Annotated in this window: 13 protein-coding genes; 3 read left to right on the top strand and 10 right to left on the bottom strand. The window is 59.8% G+C overall.

The annotated features are described in order from the left end of the window. Positions 1 to 19 precede the first annotated feature (19 nt). The 5 genes from LPW26_RS00615 to LPW26_RS00595 form a co-directional block, all read right to left on the bottom strand. On the bottom strand, positions 20 to 1183 hold the full coding sequence (locus LPW26_RS00615; protein ID WP_238732295.1) for a GNAT family N-acetyltransferase: 1164 nt from the start codon (positions 1181 to 1183) through the stop codon (positions 20 to 22). 380 nt (positions 1184 to 1563) lie between these two features. Continuing rightward, positions 1564 to 2790 carry a surface polysaccharide polymerase gene (locus LPW26_RS00610; RefSeq protein ID WP_238732294.1) on the bottom strand — a complete coding sequence of 409 codons (1227 nt, stop codon included), beginning with the start codon at positions 2788 to 2790 and terminating at the stop codon, positions 1564 to 1566. Continuing rightward, positions 2787 to 4223 carry a GumC family protein gene (locus tag LPW26_RS00605; RefSeq protein ID WP_238732293.1) on the bottom strand — a complete coding sequence of 479 codons (1437 nt, stop codon included), beginning with the start codon at positions 4221 to 4223 and terminating at the stop codon, positions 2787 to 2789. Before LPW26_RS00605 ends, LPW26_RS00610 begins: the two co-directional genes overlap by 4 nt. 85 nt (positions 4224 to 4308) lie before the next feature. Then, the gene (locus LPW26_RS00600) at positions 4309 to 5493 is read right to left on the bottom strand and encodes a glycoside hydrolase family 5 protein (RefSeq protein ID WP_238732292.1); all 1185 of its coding nucleotides are present in this window, start codon (positions 5491 to 5493) and stop codon (positions 4309 to 4311) included. Further along, positions 5490 to 6560: a glycosyltransferase family 4 protein gene (locus tag LPW26_RS00595; RefSeq protein ID WP_238732291.1), complete on the bottom strand. Its 1071-nt coding sequence runs from the start codon at positions 6558 to 6560 to the stop codon at positions 5490 to 5492. Before LPW26_RS00595 ends, LPW26_RS00600 begins: the two co-directional genes overlap by 4 nt. Positions 6561 to 6738: 178 nt before the next feature. Here LPW26_RS00595 and LPW26_RS00590 point away from each other — a divergent pair, with 178 nt between their 5' ends. Further along, positions 6739 to 8139 carry a lipopolysaccharide biosynthesis protein gene (locus LPW26_RS00590; protein ID WP_238732290.1) on the top strand — a complete coding sequence of 467 codons (1401 nt, stop codon included), beginning with the start codon at positions 6739 to 6741 and terminating at the stop codon, positions 8137 to 8139. Here the strand turns inward: LPW26_RS00590 and LPW26_RS00585 are convergent. Continuing rightward, entirely contained in the window at positions 8099 to 8866 is a 768-nt protein-coding gene (locus LPW26_RS00585) for a WecB/TagA/CpsF family glycosyltransferase (RefSeq protein ID WP_238732289.1), read from the bottom strand. The two genes, LPW26_RS00590 and LPW26_RS00585, sit on opposite strands and share 41 nt — an antisense overlap. Positions 8867 to 8973: 107 nt before the next feature. On the opposite strand from LPW26_RS00585, the gene LPW26_RS00580 reads away from it, so the two are divergent. Together LPW26_RS00580 and LPW26_RS00575 are read left to right on the top strand one after the other, a co-directional pair. Further along, positions 8974 to 9621, top strand: coding sequence for a methyltransferase domain-containing protein (locus LPW26_RS00580; RefSeq protein WP_238732288.1), 648 nt, complete (start codon positions 8974 to 8976; stop codon positions 9619 to 9621). Between the two features lie 320 nt (positions 9622 to 9941). After that, complete coding sequence (locus LPW26_RS00575) at positions 9942 to 11126, top strand: YihY/virulence factor BrkB family protein (RefSeq protein ID WP_238732287.1); 1185 nt, start codon at positions 9942 to 9944, stop codon at positions 11124 to 11126. Between the two features lie 15 nt (positions 11127 to 11141). Here the strand turns inward: LPW26_RS00575 and cyoD are convergent, their stop codons facing one another. Genes cyoD through LPW26_RS00555 form a run of 4 tightly spaced genes read right to left on the bottom strand, consistent with a single transcriptional unit; the run spans position 11142 to position 15020 of the window. Next, positions 11142 to 11537 carry a cytochrome o ubiquinol oxidase subunit IV gene (gene cyoD, locus LPW26_RS00570; RefSeq protein ID WP_238732286.1) on the bottom strand — a complete coding sequence of 132 codons (396 nt, stop codon included), beginning with the start codon at positions 11535 to 11537 and terminating at the stop codon, positions 11142 to 11144. Beyond that, positions 11534 to 12181, bottom strand: a complete 648-nt coding sequence (cyoC, locus tag LPW26_RS00565; RefSeq protein ID WP_238732285.1) for a cytochrome o ubiquinol oxidase subunit III — start codon at positions 12179 to 12181, stop codon at positions 11534 to 11536. Before cyoC ends, cyoD begins: the two co-directional genes overlap by 4 nt. Then, on the bottom strand, positions 12178 to 14181 hold the full coding sequence (cyoB, locus tag LPW26_RS00560) for a cytochrome o ubiquinol oxidase subunit I (RefSeq protein ID WP_238732284.1): 2004 nt from the start codon (positions 14179 to 14181) through the stop codon (positions 12178 to 12180). The genes cyoC and cyoB overlap by 4 nt, the downstream gene beginning before the upstream one ends. Beyond that, a complete protein-coding gene (locus LPW26_RS00555; protein WP_238732283.1) occupies positions 14127 to 15020 on the bottom strand; it encodes a cytochrome ubiquinol oxidase subunit II family protein in 894 nt (297 codons plus the stop codon). The genes cyoB and LPW26_RS00555 overlap by 55 nt, the downstream gene beginning before the upstream one ends. Between the last annotated feature and the right edge of the window lie 18 nt (positions 15021 to 15038).

Raw genomic sequence — 15038 nt, 5'->3', positions numbered from 1 at the left:
CGGCTCCACGACCGGCCAGTTACACCGCCCGCCGGGGAGCACGATCAGTCCGGAAACCGGACAAGCGCGCGAATCGTCGCACAAGCGCCAAGGGACGCGGATAGCGCGCCAGGAAGAACGACAGCGTTCGGCCCACGAATCCGAAGTGGCATAGGATCCACCACATCGATGTTTCGACTGTCCCAAACTGGCGCTTGTATGATTGATCACCGATTGTCAGGTCAAACTCGTCGTCACCCCGGGAGATGCAGTCCCTGATCGCATCCTCGATGACCAGAAGCCCCAAGGATTGATTTCGGTGGTTCACTGAATCAAATCCGGTCAATAGCAGATGAAACCTGCCGTTTCGCGCCATGCCATAGGCAATACTGACCGGCCGGTCATCGAGCGTCATGACATAAGCGCGGCACATCGGATCGTGCGCAACGTCGCAATAGAATCGAAAATAGCGTTCTTCGTCGAGCAGATTCCGCTTGTCGGTGTCCTTGAATCTCGACTTGCGAAACTCCTGAATTTGATCGAGTGCTGCGATGATCTGATCGGGATCCTTGATCGTTTCGGTCCTGAGACAGCCTTTTCTTTCGATGCTTCTACGCTTCTTGTCGAGTGACCGACGCTGCCGTGGCGTCATGACCTGCACGCGCCAATCCTCGAATGATCCGAACAGAGCAGTGGCATGAGCGCCCAATCCCAAAGGGGCTCGTCTCACGGATCCGAGGATGTCGAACGCCGCCAATTCCGGCTCCCGAACCTTCCGAACGATCAAAAGGTCGCATGTGCGGAGAGTTCGCCTAAGTTGCAATTTGAGGGCGGCATTGTTGCGGAATGAACTCAGATCCTCCGTGGCTGCGACAATCACGCAATAGTCGCTCACCCCACAGTCAGCAAATGTTGCCACGCTAATGCCGAGATAGCGCTCGACCATCAATGGGATCAGGCCGACCAAACGATGGCTCGCCGCCTCTCTGATCGTGATGATCAAGCGGCGCGCGCAACGTTCGGACATAAGCTCCGCGTAGATGCGATCCAGCCACAATGGACTTTGAAATGGGGCAGCGCTGCTTCGTGAAAACAGCGATCGATACTCCTCCGACAGGAAGTCGAAATCCGGGGCTTCACTGACGATCAAATTGACGGCTGTCGATTCATCAGCACGTCTGGATCGACCAAGGAGGCGCATCATTGGACTGTCTCTTGATCAACTGAACGCTTGGGGTGCCTGGTTGTCGTTATGCCAGCCACGTCGGTTGCTCCAGCTCGGCGTGGCGCGTTGCTCGGCTTCGTCGGGCGGTCTTGGCCGATCACGTCCAGGAACCGTCGGTCGCTAAACCAATAGCCCTGATAAGGCTCCGTCCTGTCAAGGTTGGAGCTTCCGACTGCGCCTGGTCGGTCACTGACGCTGTCAGAATCGCTATGATCGCGTGCCGGCAAACCCGAAGAGGGGATCGTTCGGTCTTTCAATCAATCTTAGAGAGAATCGAACGGAGACACGAACAAAGGCTCAGGAGGGCCCACCGCTCGGTCACTTGAAAAGAGCCATGTCGGTAACTATTCGAGCGCGGCTCATTCATGCAAGGCTTGCGGCGCAGGACGATAGCCGGTCGCGATGCTGCCCGCGAGGAACCAGAGCAGGGCGCCGGTCTTGATGGTCACGGATGACGTGCTGATCGACAGCAGCAAGACCAGGTACACGCACACGAAGAGCTTGAACCGCCAGGATTCCATGGTTTCGGCTGGGCTCCCAAAGACATAGAGCGCCCAAAGAGAAGCTGCCCCGACCACTCCAAACCGCGAGAGCATGTAGGAGTAACCCGAATCGTCGAAGTCGATCGTCGTGATCTTCAGGCCGAGTGCTTGGCCGAGATCAAGTGTCGATAACAATTGGCCGCTGAGCAAAAATCGCCCCGTCGTCGTATTGTCCCATGCGACGCCGACCATCGCACCTGCGTACCACAACAAGCCGATCACAACCAGAAAGGGGAGTGCGAACGCCATTGCTGGCCTCACTATCGGCGCGATCAGATAAGTCAAAAGAACTACGCCGCAAAGATAGAAGCCGAAGCGTGCGTCACCGAGGATCAGGATGACCGCGATGCCGATCGTCTTGGCGATAAGCGCCACTGGATTTCGGCGGTCACGAAGCAATGTCCACGCAAAAGCAATCGCTCCGAAGTTTCCCAGAGACACCGGTTCAAGGAACACCGAAGATACTCTGTGCTCACCGAGGAACGGCAGCAGCGTTCGCCCCTCGAACCGCAGACCGCTGATGAACAGGCCCGGCGCACCGGTCGAGGCGCTAGCGTCGACGCTGCCACGAGCTACATAGTATCCGATCACGTCAACATACTTCAGAAACACGTCAAGAAACATCCATTCGAACAACGCGCCGGCTACGACTATTAGAATTGCAATAGTGACCAGCCGGTCTGCCGAAGCGGGAGACGCGTAGCTTCGACCGAGATAGAAAAAGATGATCGGGATGAATGCGTCACGAAATGCCTTTGGGTCGTACTGATATCGGATCAGCATCTCGAAGATGAGCCAGGCGCTCACCGCGATGCTGACGATCAGAAAGCTCTCGCTCCGATTGAGTATCATCAGCGTGGCTGCGCCTATCAGCAGCAGCTCGACCGCGATCACCGCTCCAGAACTGACGTGGGAAATGCTGGCGTTGACGAAGCTGAGAACAAGATTGAAGGTGAGCGCCGAGATCACGATGCCGACGGCGATGATCGTTCCTAGATTATGGCGGCCATCGATCGAGCTTGATTGGGCGCTGATCTCGGTCATTGTTTTCGGATGGCGGCGGCCGGTCCGAGGAACTGTCCGCGCACCCAAGCCCAGGTCACGCCGAGGCCAAGGCCGAGGATGATGCTTGCGAAGATAATTAGCAGAGCAGGCGGACCATTGGGATCAATCGGCCGGGTCGCGCGGCTGATAACCCTGGCATTGGATGCGTCCAGGCGCTCTCGTTCGGTGAGTTCGCGCGAGCGATTGAGGAATGCCTCATAGATTCTGCGGCTGGCCTCGACATCGCGCCCGAGTTCCCGCAACTTCACCGACGCTTCATTGCTGGCGTCGAGTTCCCGGGTGGTCGTTCCCAAGCGTAATTTGAGACCTGCCGCCGTCGAGCGTGCGCGGTCCAAATCTGCCACGGTGGACTGAATGGCGCTCTGGATGGCCTGCGTCAGCAGTTGCCGAGCCTCAGCCGTTTGCGACGCTGCGGTCACCATGTCCGGATGACGTGGGCCCAAGAGGGCGGAGATGTTGGTCTCGGCCTGCCGTGCGGCGGCATATCGGTTTTTCAGAGTTTCGAGCGAGCCGCCCCGAAAAGCCTCGGGAAGATTGTCGAGATCTCCGCCGCCCGCCTTGCGGATCTGCTCAAGCGCCGAGCGGAGCTCGGTGACCTTCTGTTCTGCGACACTGACAAAGCCGGCGCTGTCGCGAGCTTGTTGTTCGAGCAGCGGCTGCCCGTTAACAATCACAATTCCGTTCTCGCGACGATATGTTTCGTACCGCTCTTCAGCCTCGTGGAGGCGAAGTTGCAGAGCCCCAAGACGGGCATCCAGTGCCGCTGCCGTCCGACGCGCGGTTTCGGCCTGCGCACGCGCCTGATCCTGCAGATAGACATCGGTGATCGCATTTGCGATCCGCGCCGAAGTGTCGCGGTCTTCGGTTTGAACGTTGATCGTAATGACGAACGAATTGGCGTTCCTGGACACAGTGACGGCGCGCTCGAGTTCGCGCAGCGCCATCATGTGCGGTTCTATTGGGCTCAATACACCTAGCCCGACCAGGACCGAGCTGAGGAGGCCGCGTGGTCGCGTGCCGAAATAGCGGTTCGTATCGAGTTTTTCTTTGGCAATGACGCCCGCGAGCACATCACCCGATGTGATGACGTAGACTTGGCTCTCGGCCTCGATGGAATTGGTGTCGCGTCCGCCCGGCGTTGCGAGATCCGTTCCAACGATCTGCAATCCGGTCGGGTCGAGCAGAATGCGTGCTGAAGCGGTGTATTTCGGCGTGGAAAACAACAGGTAGGCGAACGCGAGAGCGAGGCACACGACCACAGCCGCCGCGATTTCGAAGCCGCTTTGGTTGAGCAACTCGGCGACTCGTCGCTGGCCGAGCGACGACGGTCTTACCGAACGATCGTTTTCCGGTGCGTTAGCGACTGGCATTGTGTCGGCCATCTTGGCGGAGATTGTTGAAGAATTGGTCAAGTCTGCCAACCTCGCGGCGCTGCACAGGACGATGGGCGGATCCCGGTTCCCAGCAAGAAGCGCTCCTGTTCAAGGTGCTAGACCTTCAAGGGGAGGCGAGCCCGACGGATCGGAGCAGCGCGGGATCAAGTTGTCCATGAGCGTCATCAAGGCCAAAAGGTCCGTCGCGTAGCACCCACAACGTCCATGCCCAGCCATGTGATTCGATAGCGTTCGAAACGTCGCGAAGCCAATTGACGCGGTCGTCTCGATCCACTCCGGACCTGGTGGCGCCGAACTCTGTAAAGATGATCCGCTCGGGCGTGACTTTGTTGCGACGGCACCAGGCGTCCAGCTCTGCGAGCTTTCGCTGGATTGAATCCGTCTTTCCATCGTGTCGAAAATATTGATCGATTGCCGCATTGGCGCTGGCCAGGAGCTGCTCGCTGGCGAGCCTGTCTCGCGCCTTTGTGGCCGCCCTTGCACGCACCCGGGCTACCTCATCGTCCCGTATGTCGGGGCGAACCGGATAGGGCAGCCCAGAGATCAGCGGCATAATATCCAACGTCCAGTCGGAGCCCTGATGCGTGAAAAGGAACGGGTCGTAGAAGTGCACGCTGATAAAGGTTTTGGGGCGCTGCAGTGACTCCGACTTCAGATGGCTCAGACCTTCGATCTTGGACCAGCAACCGCCCGTGAGACCTAACCAGAGAAGAGGGGCCTTTCCACGCAGCCGGTCGACCAGAACGTCCTGGTAGACCGTCCAGTCGACGTCGCCAGTCCGGACGCACATTTGCTGCGGCTCGTTCATCGGCTCCAGGGCGAGTGCGTCGAAGTGCAGGTTGGATAGCTCGGCCGCAAACTGCTCGGCTAATGCCGCGTAGCGGGAAAAACGTGGGCCCCCTAGACCATCGAGCTGGTCCTCTGGAATTCCTCCTGCCCGCGAGGGCGCCACAAGGGTCACGATGGTCCCTAGCCCGGCGCGGTGCAGTTGTTGCACGAGGGTTACAAAAGGAAGGCGGAACTGCCGCCACTGCTGCCCGTCCGGATCGTCGAGCAGCGGTCCGACGTCGACCGGCAGGCGAACGTGGTCGAGGCCGAGACTGCGCAATTGCGCGATCTGGAAGTGGGCAAAGGCGTCGGTACGAGCGGGATATGGATCATCTTCATAACGGCCGTCCCTCAAAGCTGGGAACGTATAGATTTGGAGGCTTGCTCCCTTGTGAAACGGGGTGGCCTGAGCTCCGGCCACCCACGCAACTAACAGGACTGCAGCGATCGCAAATCTCACGGTTCGCTCCGCGGGGCCGCTGCCTTTGGTCTCAACAGTTCGACATAGTGGCCAATCATCGTGTCCACAGAGAGCCGGGTGCGGATCTCCTCGCTGAACTCGGCGCGGAGTTCCGGTGGGGGAGGCGCCGACAACGCCGTCTGGATGGCAGCAGCCCAGGCTGCGACGTCATCAACCGGCAGAAAAGAAACAAGCGGTTGTGTTGATTGGAGGACTTCTCGCAGGACGGGCAGGTCCGATACCAGCAACGGGATCTCGGCCATGGCTGCTTCCGCGGCGGCCAGACCAAAAGTCTCCCAGGTCGAGGGAAACGCGAACACGTCGCATGCCCTGTAGAGGTCCAGGATCTCAGCCCGAGGGAGTGGGCCTGTGACAAGCACGCGATCCGCAACACCAAGTGATGTCGCGCGATTCATAAAAGCTGAGAAATCAGCGTCCTCTCCATAGCCGCCCACGACGAGCATTGCGTCGTCGACGCGACAAAGTGCATCCACGAGGATGAGCTGGTTCTTCTGTGCGCTCAGACGTCCGACGTTGAGGATTGTCTTTCGTTCCTGCGGAATTCCCAGGCGCTGGCGCGTCTCGTAACGGCTCCGTTCGCCTTTCGGCGCGTCGAGACCATGGACGATCAGAATCAAGTTCTTTCGATACGTTGCCGGATAATCGCGAAACTCGCGCTCCGTGCATTGAGTGTTCGCGATATTGGCGGTGTAAAGGCCAAGTGTCCCGACGATCTTGTCCGCGAGCCGGACCGGCCATGCGGTCTCCGAGGGAATGGCGGTCTGGTGGACGATCCGATACTGACATCCTCGCAGGAAGCCGCAGACCCCGGTCAAGACGGATGCTGTTGCTTGATATGCGATGATGGCGTCGTGGTCGTCCCGGAGGAGCCTCGTGGCGAACTTCGCCACCTCCAAAGCCTTGCGGGGAGCGCCGAGACCCGTGGCCGAAAGCATATGGATGGTTTCGACGTCAAAACCATGGGACGTAAGACCCTGTTCCACCATCGTGCCGAGCGTCTCGATCCCGCCGCGTTGATTAGTGTGCAGAATTTGTAGAATGCGCATGGGATCCTGGCTGCGTCTTCATCAAATGTTAAACATGTCATCTGGTGTTGCGCGGAGCTGGCACGCTTGCAGGCTGACATTCAGGCAAGCAGAAGAAAAGCGAAAGAGCTGTAGAGGATAACAAGCCTAGAACTGACTCTGATAGCGGTAGCCGTATCAAACCATGAAAAAACCTAACATGGTCCTGTACTTCGGATCTCGGATCGTCGCCGCAGTCGGCAATCTTCTCTCGGTTGCGGTGTTTGCGCGTCTCGTTGGCCCGGCAGAGTACGGCTCGTACATTCTGGTGTTTGCGTGGGCGATCATCATCTACGGCTTCGGCACGCAGTGGATGAAGTTCGCGTATTTTGGGGTCTATCGCTCGTCGCAAGAAGGCATTCTCGTCGCCTCCTACATTCGGCTTGTGGCCGTATCGATGGTCATCGTGGCCGTGGTGTTGGTCGCGCTCGGCAGGCTCGTTTCCTGGGATCTGTCGTTCATCGCGTCTTTGATCTCCCTGTTCGCAGGTATGACGATCTACGAGGCTGCCATTGAGGTCAGCCGGACACGACTGCAGGTCAAGACCGTGGCGATCGGCATGGTTTGTCGAGCGTTGTTCGTGTTCCTGCTCGGCTACCTTGCGCTTCTATTGCAGCCATCGGCGATGATGCTCGCTTTTGGTGTTTCATTGGGGCATCTGCTCGCCGCAGTCCCGAGCCTCCTGAGGCTGCGGGATTTTCGCGGTGTGGAACCTTCATCGGACGCGTTGGTCGGGCTTTTCCGATACGGCTGGCCCCTCATTTTTTCATTCGGGGTCTTTGCGCTCGGCCAATCCATCGATCGGTTTCTGGTCTCGCACTATGTCGGCAACGAAGTCCTCGGGCCTTATGGCGTCGTAGCCGACATGATGCGGCAGAGTTACATGGTTGTCGGCGAATCAATCGCGCTCGCGCTGATTACTGTCGCCAAAAGGCATTCCGATGAGGGGCGCCCGGCCGAATCCGAGGCCGTGATGCGCTCGTCCTTTCGAGCTTGCGTGGTTGCGGCGGCTTTCGGGGTCACATTCTTCGTTCTGTTTGGTCATCGAATATTCACCTTGCTGCTCGGCGCCGAATTTGCCGGGCTTGCAGATGGTATCGTTCCGTTCTTCGCCGTTGCATTCGGATTTATGATGCTGCGGAGTTTCTATTTCGCGCAGGTTATCTACTTCACCAACGCCGCTTTCCTCGAGCTTCTGATTGCGGTGGTGTTTGTAGCGACTTCAGCCTTGTTTGCGGTCATCCTGACCCCGCGTTACGGAGCCCCCGGCGGCGCGGCGTCGCTTATGATCGGCCATGGTGCGGCGTTCGTCGTCTCCGCGGTGATCGGGCGAAGGCTGCATACTCTTCCGATCGATTGGATGGCGGCAATCGGCATCACCGGAGCTGCTGGCGCGCTGCTGGGTGTTTGTTCGCTGGTGTCGATGGAGGGAGTCTCTGAGACACTTGTCCTACTGACTCAGGCGACGTTGTTCACGGCGAGCTTGATCGTCACGTTGTCTCTCGCTGATCTGCTCAAACTCATCGTTCCCGGCCGTAAGCGCTTGCCAAACGCGCCATGAAGATCACATTTCCGATCAGGTAGCGTCGCCACAGACGACGTGGCTCGATCGCGAGTCGAAATAGCCACTCGCAGCGCAACTGTCTCATCCACAATGGTGCTCGCGGTCTGTTGTTGGAAAGAAAGTCGAAAAGACCGCCGACGCATATGATCGAAACGCCATTGAACGTTCCGGCGAGTCGATCCGCCAACTTCTCCTGATATGGCGTTCCCATGCCGATCAGGATGAGGTTGGCGTCTGAATCACGAATGATCGATTGCAACGTTGCAATCTCCTTCGGATCGAAGAACCCGTGATGTGATCCGACATATTCGTGCTGTGGGGCGGCGTCTTTCAAGACCTCGGCTGCCCGCTCGGCCACGCTCGGGATTCCTCCCAAGGCGAAGATGCGAAATACTCGGCTGGTCTCCTTGAGATACTCCGGGACGAAATCGGTGCCCTGCAAATTGTCTGGGAAGTCAGAGCCATAGAGCAAACGAGAAGCCAGTCCTATGCCAATGCCATCGTTCAATACCAGGCTCCGGTCGAGCGCTCGCTTCAGTGAAGGGTCTTTGGCCGCGATGTTCGATACATTCGCGTTGAGAAACGTTACGAGTGGAGTTGCGTTGGTGTTGATGTACTCGTCAAGCGTGCGGACCGCGTCGGCATGTGTTGCAGCCAGAACGTCAATTCCAAGAATATTTCGTCGCGATCGCATAGCTCTGGCATCCCACGCACCAAAAGGCATGGCTCCTGACCAACCTCTAAGATGCCTTTGAACCTGTTGTAAAAGAGTTATGTGTTAGTTCTGTAATTCAGAATGCGTTCAAAACCTTCAACTGGCGTGAGCAATCAATGTTGGGCACAGCACCGGCCGATGTGTATCGCAACCGTTTTCGGCTTAAGCGTTTCACGAGATTTATCGCGATCGCGGATGAGATCATTGCTCGAAACGGAACCTGCCGGATTATCGATGTCGGTGGCAATATGGAGCATTGGAATGCCTTGTCGGATCTGTGGTCCGACCGTGCCATCCATGTAACGCTCATCAACCTGACGTCAGAAGAGGTTCTTGATGCCCGGTTCGTGAGCATTGCTGCCAGTGCCTGCGATCTGTCTCAGTTCAAGGATCTTGCGTTCGATCTGGTCTATTCGAACTCTGTTATTGAGCATGTGGGGAACTGGTCGAACCAAAAGCGCATGGCAGCCGAGATTCGCCGAATCGCGCCTCGGCACTATGTCCAGACGCCTAATTTTTGGTTTCCGATCGAGCCCCATTTTCGTACGCCGTTCATCCATTGGCTGCCCGAACCTTGGCGCGTCGGCATCGTGCGAGCGCGCGCTTGTGGCTTCTACCCCCGCGCCAAAAATGTCGATGAAGCCAGGGAAATCCTCGCAGATGCGCAATTGCTCGACGCCGCCGCGATGGCCGAACTCTTCCCGGATTCGGTCATCGAGCGCGAAAGGTTCGTTTTAACGAAGTCTCTTATCGCCGTGCGATAGGCTCCGAACTCACCCGATGGCCTGTTCAGGCATGAGAAAATTAACCCTAGACGTGGCGATCATCGCAGAAGGGGTGAGGGTCGCGAATGCAGACATCCAATACCGCAAAGGCGGGATCGAGAAAGCGCTTCGCGACTAGGTGACACGCTAAGACAGCAAGCTGAAGTTGGCTCAAGCCGGCTTCGGCTTTCCTCGCTCCGGGCGCGGATTTCTCATCTCGACAGCCTGAGAGCCTTCGATCGCCTCTGTTTCGCGATGCAAGGAACGATCCGCCCGCGTGAGCCGTTGCAGGACATCCAGGCTTCACGGAACCGAGGGCGATGTCCGACACCGAAATCAGCAGGCGCGCGTCCGGCTCACGATTGCACGGGATGAGTTGGGGGCGGGTAGCGCTGGTGATCGCGTTCTCGGCGGCTGCTGACCGGCTTCTGCCACGTCCGGCGGAACTGCGGGACTATCGTCGGCGCTTGCCAACGGTTGGTCGAGAGACTGGCGGCGAGGGGCAGAACGATCAGTTCGCGTCGCCCTCGGACGACGTTCGGGCCGGCGCTCCTGAGCACGGCGACCGTGGCCGGTCGGCCTCCGCGCCGTCTGAAATCCCTCTGCGCGGCTGGAAGGATATCCTGCTGCGGGTGTTCCAGAACATCTCGGCTCACCGCATCCTGTCGCTGGCTGCGGGCGTGACGTATTACAGCCTGCTGGCGATCTTCCCGGCGCTCGCCGCATTGGTGGCGATCTACGGCGTGTTCTCCGATGCGTCGAGCATCGCCAAACATGTCGATCAGTTCGGTGGTGTTTTGCCCGGCGGGGCTATCGAAATTGCCCGCGATCAGCTCACACGCGTTGCCTCTAAAGGCGCCGAAACCCTCGGCTTCACCTTTGCCATCGGGCTGGTCATTTCGCTGTGGAGCGCTAATGCCGCCGTGAAGTCGCTGTTCGATACGCTCAACATCGTCTACCGCGAAGAAGAGAAGCGCAGCTTTATCAAGCTCAACGCGATCTCGCTGTCGTTCACGCTGGGTGGCATCGTGCTCGCTGCGGCGGCGCTGACGTCGATCGTCATCGTGCCCGTCGTGCTGGAATGGGTCGGGCTCTCTAGCTTCGGCGATTTGATGCTTCGGTTCGGCCGATGGCCCGCCATGCTGGTCATCCTCGCGCTCGCGCTCGCGGTGGTCTATCGCTATGGGCCGAGCCGGGAAGCGCCGCGCTGGAGATGGATTTCCTGGGGGAGTGTCGTGGCGGCTTTAGGCTGGCTGCTCGCGTCCGGGCTGTTCTCGTTCTATGCGGCCAATTTCGGAAACTTCAACGAGACCTACGGCTCGCTTGGCGCCGTGATCGGCTTCATGACCTGGCTGTGGATTTCTGCCATCGTTATCCTGCTCGGCGCGGAGCTCGACGCGGAGATGGAGCACCAGACCGCGCGCGATACGACCACCGGCCACCCGCGGCCGATCGGCACCCGAGGTGCTCGCGTGGCCGATAGCGTCGGCCCCGCTCAAGGTTAGATCCGGCGACCGCGATTATCTCATGTTCCGCATTAGGTGCTCGGTCGGCATCATGTTGGCGTTGAGATGCCCCATGATCCAGATCGATCCGCCGACGACCAGCACGACGATCAACACGCCGAATGCCAGCGCGAGGACGTTGTTGGTGTTGTCCGGGCCGGTGGTGAGGTGAAGGAAGAACACCAGCTGCACTCCCATCTGGGCGATCGCCAGCACGCCGAGCGCCACCGGGATACTTGGCTGCCACACCAGATCGGTGCCGGCGATCAAGAAAGAGGTCGCGGTCAGCAGCAGGCACAGGCCGAGCCCCGCCACATAGCCCCACAACCGCGGCGCAACGCGGACTTCGTCCTCGTCGCCCGGTGCGACGTCGTAATTGTGGTCGAGGTTCTGCAACTGCGGCTCGCTCATGCGCGGCTCCCGAGAAGATACACCATCGAAAAGATGGCCACCCAGATGATGTCCAGCGCGTGCCAGAACAGCGAAAAGCACAGCAGACGGCGGCGGATGTCGGCGCGAAAGCCCTTGGCGTAGACTTGGGCCATCATCGTCAGCAGCCACAGCAGGCCGGCCGTGACGTGCAGGCCGTGACATCCGACCAGCGTGAAGAACGCCGACAGGAACGCGCTGCGGGTGGGGCCGGCGTCGCGCGCGATCATGTCGACGAATTCACGGACTTCCAATCCGAGGAAACAGGCACCGAGGATCGCCGTGGCCAGCATCGCGAGTTGAAACCAGCGCTGGCTGCCGACCGCGGCGGCGATGCTGGCTAGCCCGCATGCGAAGCTGGAGAACAGCAGCAGCAGCGTTTCGATCGCCACATTGCGCCAATCGAACAGCTGCGCTCCCGTCGGCCCGCCCGCGGTGGCGCCGGACAGCACCGCATAGGCCGCGAAGAAGCACGCGAACATGATGATGTCGGACAGCAGGAAGATCCAGAAGCCGTAGCCGGTGACGATCCGCTTCGGCGCCGGGCCGGTCTGCTGGGAGGCGGCCTGCAGCCCGCCCAAATGATGCGGGTCGGCGTGACCGTGGGAGAGGGCGGCGTCGCTCATGCCGGGCTCCCCGCAAAGTCCAGTGCCCGGCGACGCTCCGCGATATTCTCCGCGTCGATCCGGTTCACCTCGTCGGCCGGAATGACGTAGTCCTCTCGGTCGCGCCAAGCGAACACCACGAAGGTGGCGAACGCGCCCACCAGACCCAGCCCAACCATCCACCAGATGTGCCAGATCAGCGCGAAGCCGGTGACGGTGGCGAAGAACGCGCAGACGATGCCGGTCGGCGAGTTGCGGGGCATCTCGATGTCCCGGTAGTTCTGCTTTGGTTGTTCCTCTCCGTGCTCGCGCGCCGTCGATTTCGCGGTCCAATAGGCATCCTCTCCGGTGACGTCCGGATAGACCGCGAAGTTGAACACCGGCGGCGGCGACGCCGTCGCCCATTCCAGCGAACGGCCGTCCCACGGGTCGCCGGTGCGGTCGCGCAGCTGCTCGCGTTGCCGGATACTGACGATGAACTGCACGAGTTGCAGCACGACTCCGATCGCGATGATCGCGGTGCCGATGCCGGCGACCACCATCCACGGTCGCCATTCCGCGACGTCGTAGTGCTGCATGCGCCGCGTCATGCCCATGAGACCGGCGATATAGAGCGGCACGAAGGTGACGTAGAAGCCGGCCAGCGTGAACCAGAACGCGGCCTTGCCGAGTCCGTCGTGCAGGCGAAAGCCGAACGCCTTGGGAAACCAGTATGTATAGCCGGCGAATGCGCCGAACAGCACGCCGCCGATAATGACGTTGTGGAAGTGGGCGACCACAAACAGGCTGTTGTGCAGCATGAAGTCGGCCGGCGGGACGGCCAGCAGCACGCCGGAGAGTCCGCCGAGGATGAAGGTGATCATGAAGCCGACCGCCCACAGCATCGGCGTCTCGAAGCGCACCCGGCCGCCATACATCGTGAACAGCCAGTTGTAGATCTTCACCCCGGTCGGCACCGCGATGATCATGCTGGCGATGCCGAACACCGCATTGACGGTTGCCCCGGCACCCATGGTGAAGAAGTGGTGCAGCCACACCATGAACGAAATGATGCAGATCGCCATCGTCGCCAGCACCATCGAGCGATAGCCGAACAGCGGCTTGCTCGAGAAGGTCGACACCACCTCGGAAAACACCCCGAACGCCGGCAGCACGAGGATGTAGACCTCGGGGTGGCCCCACGCCCAGATCAGGTTCATGAACATCATCATGTTGCCGCCGGCCTCGTTGGTGAAGAAATGAAAGCCGAGGTAGCGGTCAAGCAGTAGCATCGCGAGTGTTGCCGTGAGGATCGGAAAGGCTGCGACGATCAGCAGGCAGGAGGCGAGCGTGGTCCAGCAGAACATCGGCATGCGCAAATAGGTCATGCCCTTGGTGCGTAGCTTGAGCACGGTGGTGACGAGATTGATGCCGGCCACCAGCGTGCCGATGCCCGAGATCTGGATCGCCCAGGCGTAGTAGTCGACGCCGACGCCGGGCGAGTAGCTCAGCTCGGACAGCGGCGGAAACGGCAGCCAGCCGGTGCGGGCGAACTCGCCGACCACCAGCGATATGTTGACGAGGAGGGCGCCGCTCGCCGTCAGCCAGAACCCGACCGAGTTGAGCGTCGGGAATGCCACGTCGCGCACGCCGAGCTGCAGCGGCACCACGAAGTTCATCAAGCCGATGATGAACGGCATGCCGACGAAGAAGATCATGATGGTGCCGTGCGCGGAGAAAATCTGGTTGTAGTGCTCCGGCGGCAAGAAGCCCTGGGATTGGAATGCGATAGCCTGCTGGGCGCGCATCATGATCGCGTCGGTGCCGCCGCGCAGCAGCATCACCATGGCGAGCAGCACGTACATGACGCCGATCCGCTTGTGATCGACGCTGGTGATCCATTCGCGCCAGAGATACGGGAAGTAGCCCTTGATCCCCGCCCATGCCACCACACCCAGGATCACGACCAGCACGACCGCCGCAGCGATTAGCGGGATAGGTTGATCAATTGGAATGGCCGACCAGTCGAGCTTGCCGAGCATATCGCGTTGGCTCCGAAGTTGGCTTGCAGATAGGAAGGCGCAGCTTCCTTGGATGGCACCGGGCCCGCTTGCGGCGGGATCTTCTGGGTGCTGATCGCATCGAACAACAGCGGATCGCCGAGCCGATAGGTCGGCCGTCCGCTTTCGGTGGTCTGCTTGAAAAGCGTCTTGTAGCTGTCGGCGTCGAGCACGCGGTCGCTCTTGGCGGTGGCTTCGACCCATTCGGGGAAGGCCAGCGGCGAAACCACATGGACGTCGAACATCATGTCGGGAAAGCCGTCGCCGCTAAAATGCGACGACAATCCCTGCAGCTTGCCCTCGCTGTCGGCGCGCAGGGCGAGCCGCGTCACCATGCCGTTCATGGTGTAGATCATGCTGCCGAGCTGCGGGATGAAGAACGCGTTCATCACGCTGGCAGAGGTCAGCTCGAATTTGAGCGATGCGCCGACAGGCACGGTGATCGAATTGATCGTCGCGATGCGCTGGTCCGGATAAATGAACAGCCACTTCCAATCCAGCGAGACGACCTGGATTCGAATGGGACTGCCGGTGCCCTCGACCGGCGCCGCCGGATCGAGCCGATGCGCTCCGATCCAGGTAACGCCACCGAGCAGCATGATTGTCAGCAGCGGGATCGACCAGACGACCAGCTCAATCCGCCCCGAATAGGCGAAGTCCGGTTGATACTTCGCGCGCGTGTTGGTGTGCCGAAACCAGAATGCAAAAGCGAGGATCGCCACGATCGTCGGCACCACGATCGCCAGCATGATCAGGACGGAATCGATCAGGATGGTCGAGTTTCCGTACGCGACCGGACCTTTGGGATCGAAGATGTTCATGGGGACGGGCTGTACATC

The sequence above is a fragment of the Rhodopseudomonas infernalis genome (assembly GCF_022271405.1).
GTDB lineage: Bacteria > Pseudomonadota > Alphaproteobacteria > Rhizobiales > Xanthobacteraceae > Rhodopseudomonas > Rhodopseudomonas infernalis.
Note: the sequence above shows the minus strand (reverse complement) of the source record. Positions and strands in the feature narration are given on the sequence as shown.

Coding starts and splice junctions, on each gene's coding strand:
- LPW26_RS00615 (WP_238732295.1), bottom strand. CDS start 1,183: ATGATGCGCCTCCTTGGTCGATCCAGACGTGCTGATGAATCGACAGCC.
- LPW26_RS00610 (WP_238732294.1), bottom strand. CDS start 2,790: ATGACCGAGATCAGCGCCCAATCAAGCTCGATCGATGGCCGCCATAAT.
- LPW26_RS00595 (WP_238732291.1), bottom strand. CDS start 6,560: ATGCGCATTCTACAAATTCTGCACACTAATCAACGCGGCGGGATCGAG.
- LPW26_RS00590 (WP_238732290.1), top strand. CDS start 6,739: ATGGTCCTGTACTTCGGATCTCGGATCGTCGCCGCAGTCGGCAATCTT.
- LPW26_RS00585 (WP_238732289.1), bottom strand. CDS start 8,866: ATGCCTTTTGGTGCGTGGGATGCCAGAGCTATGCGATCGCGACGAAAT.
- LPW26_RS00580 (WP_238732288.1), top strand. CDS start 8,974: ATGTTGGGCACAGCACCGGCCGATGTGTATCGCAACCGTTTTCGGCTT.
- LPW26_RS00575 (WP_238732287.1), top strand. CDS start 9,942: ATGTCCGACACCGAAATCAGCAGGCGCGCGTCCGGCTCACGATTGCAC.
- cyoD (WP_238732286.1), bottom strand. CDS start 11,537: ATGAGCGAGCCGCAGTTGCAGAACCTCGACCACAATTACGACGTCGCA.
- cyoC (WP_238732285.1), bottom strand. CDS start 12,181: ATGAGCGACGCCGCCCTCTCCCACGGTCACGCCGACCCGCATCATTTG.
- cyoB (WP_238732284.1), bottom strand. CDS start 14,181: ATGCTCGGCAAGCTCGACTGGTCGGCCATTCCAATTGATCAACCTATC.
- LPW26_RS00555 (WP_238732283.1), bottom strand. CDS start 15,020: ATGAACATCTTCGATCCCAAAGGTCCGGTCGCGTACGGAAACTCGACC.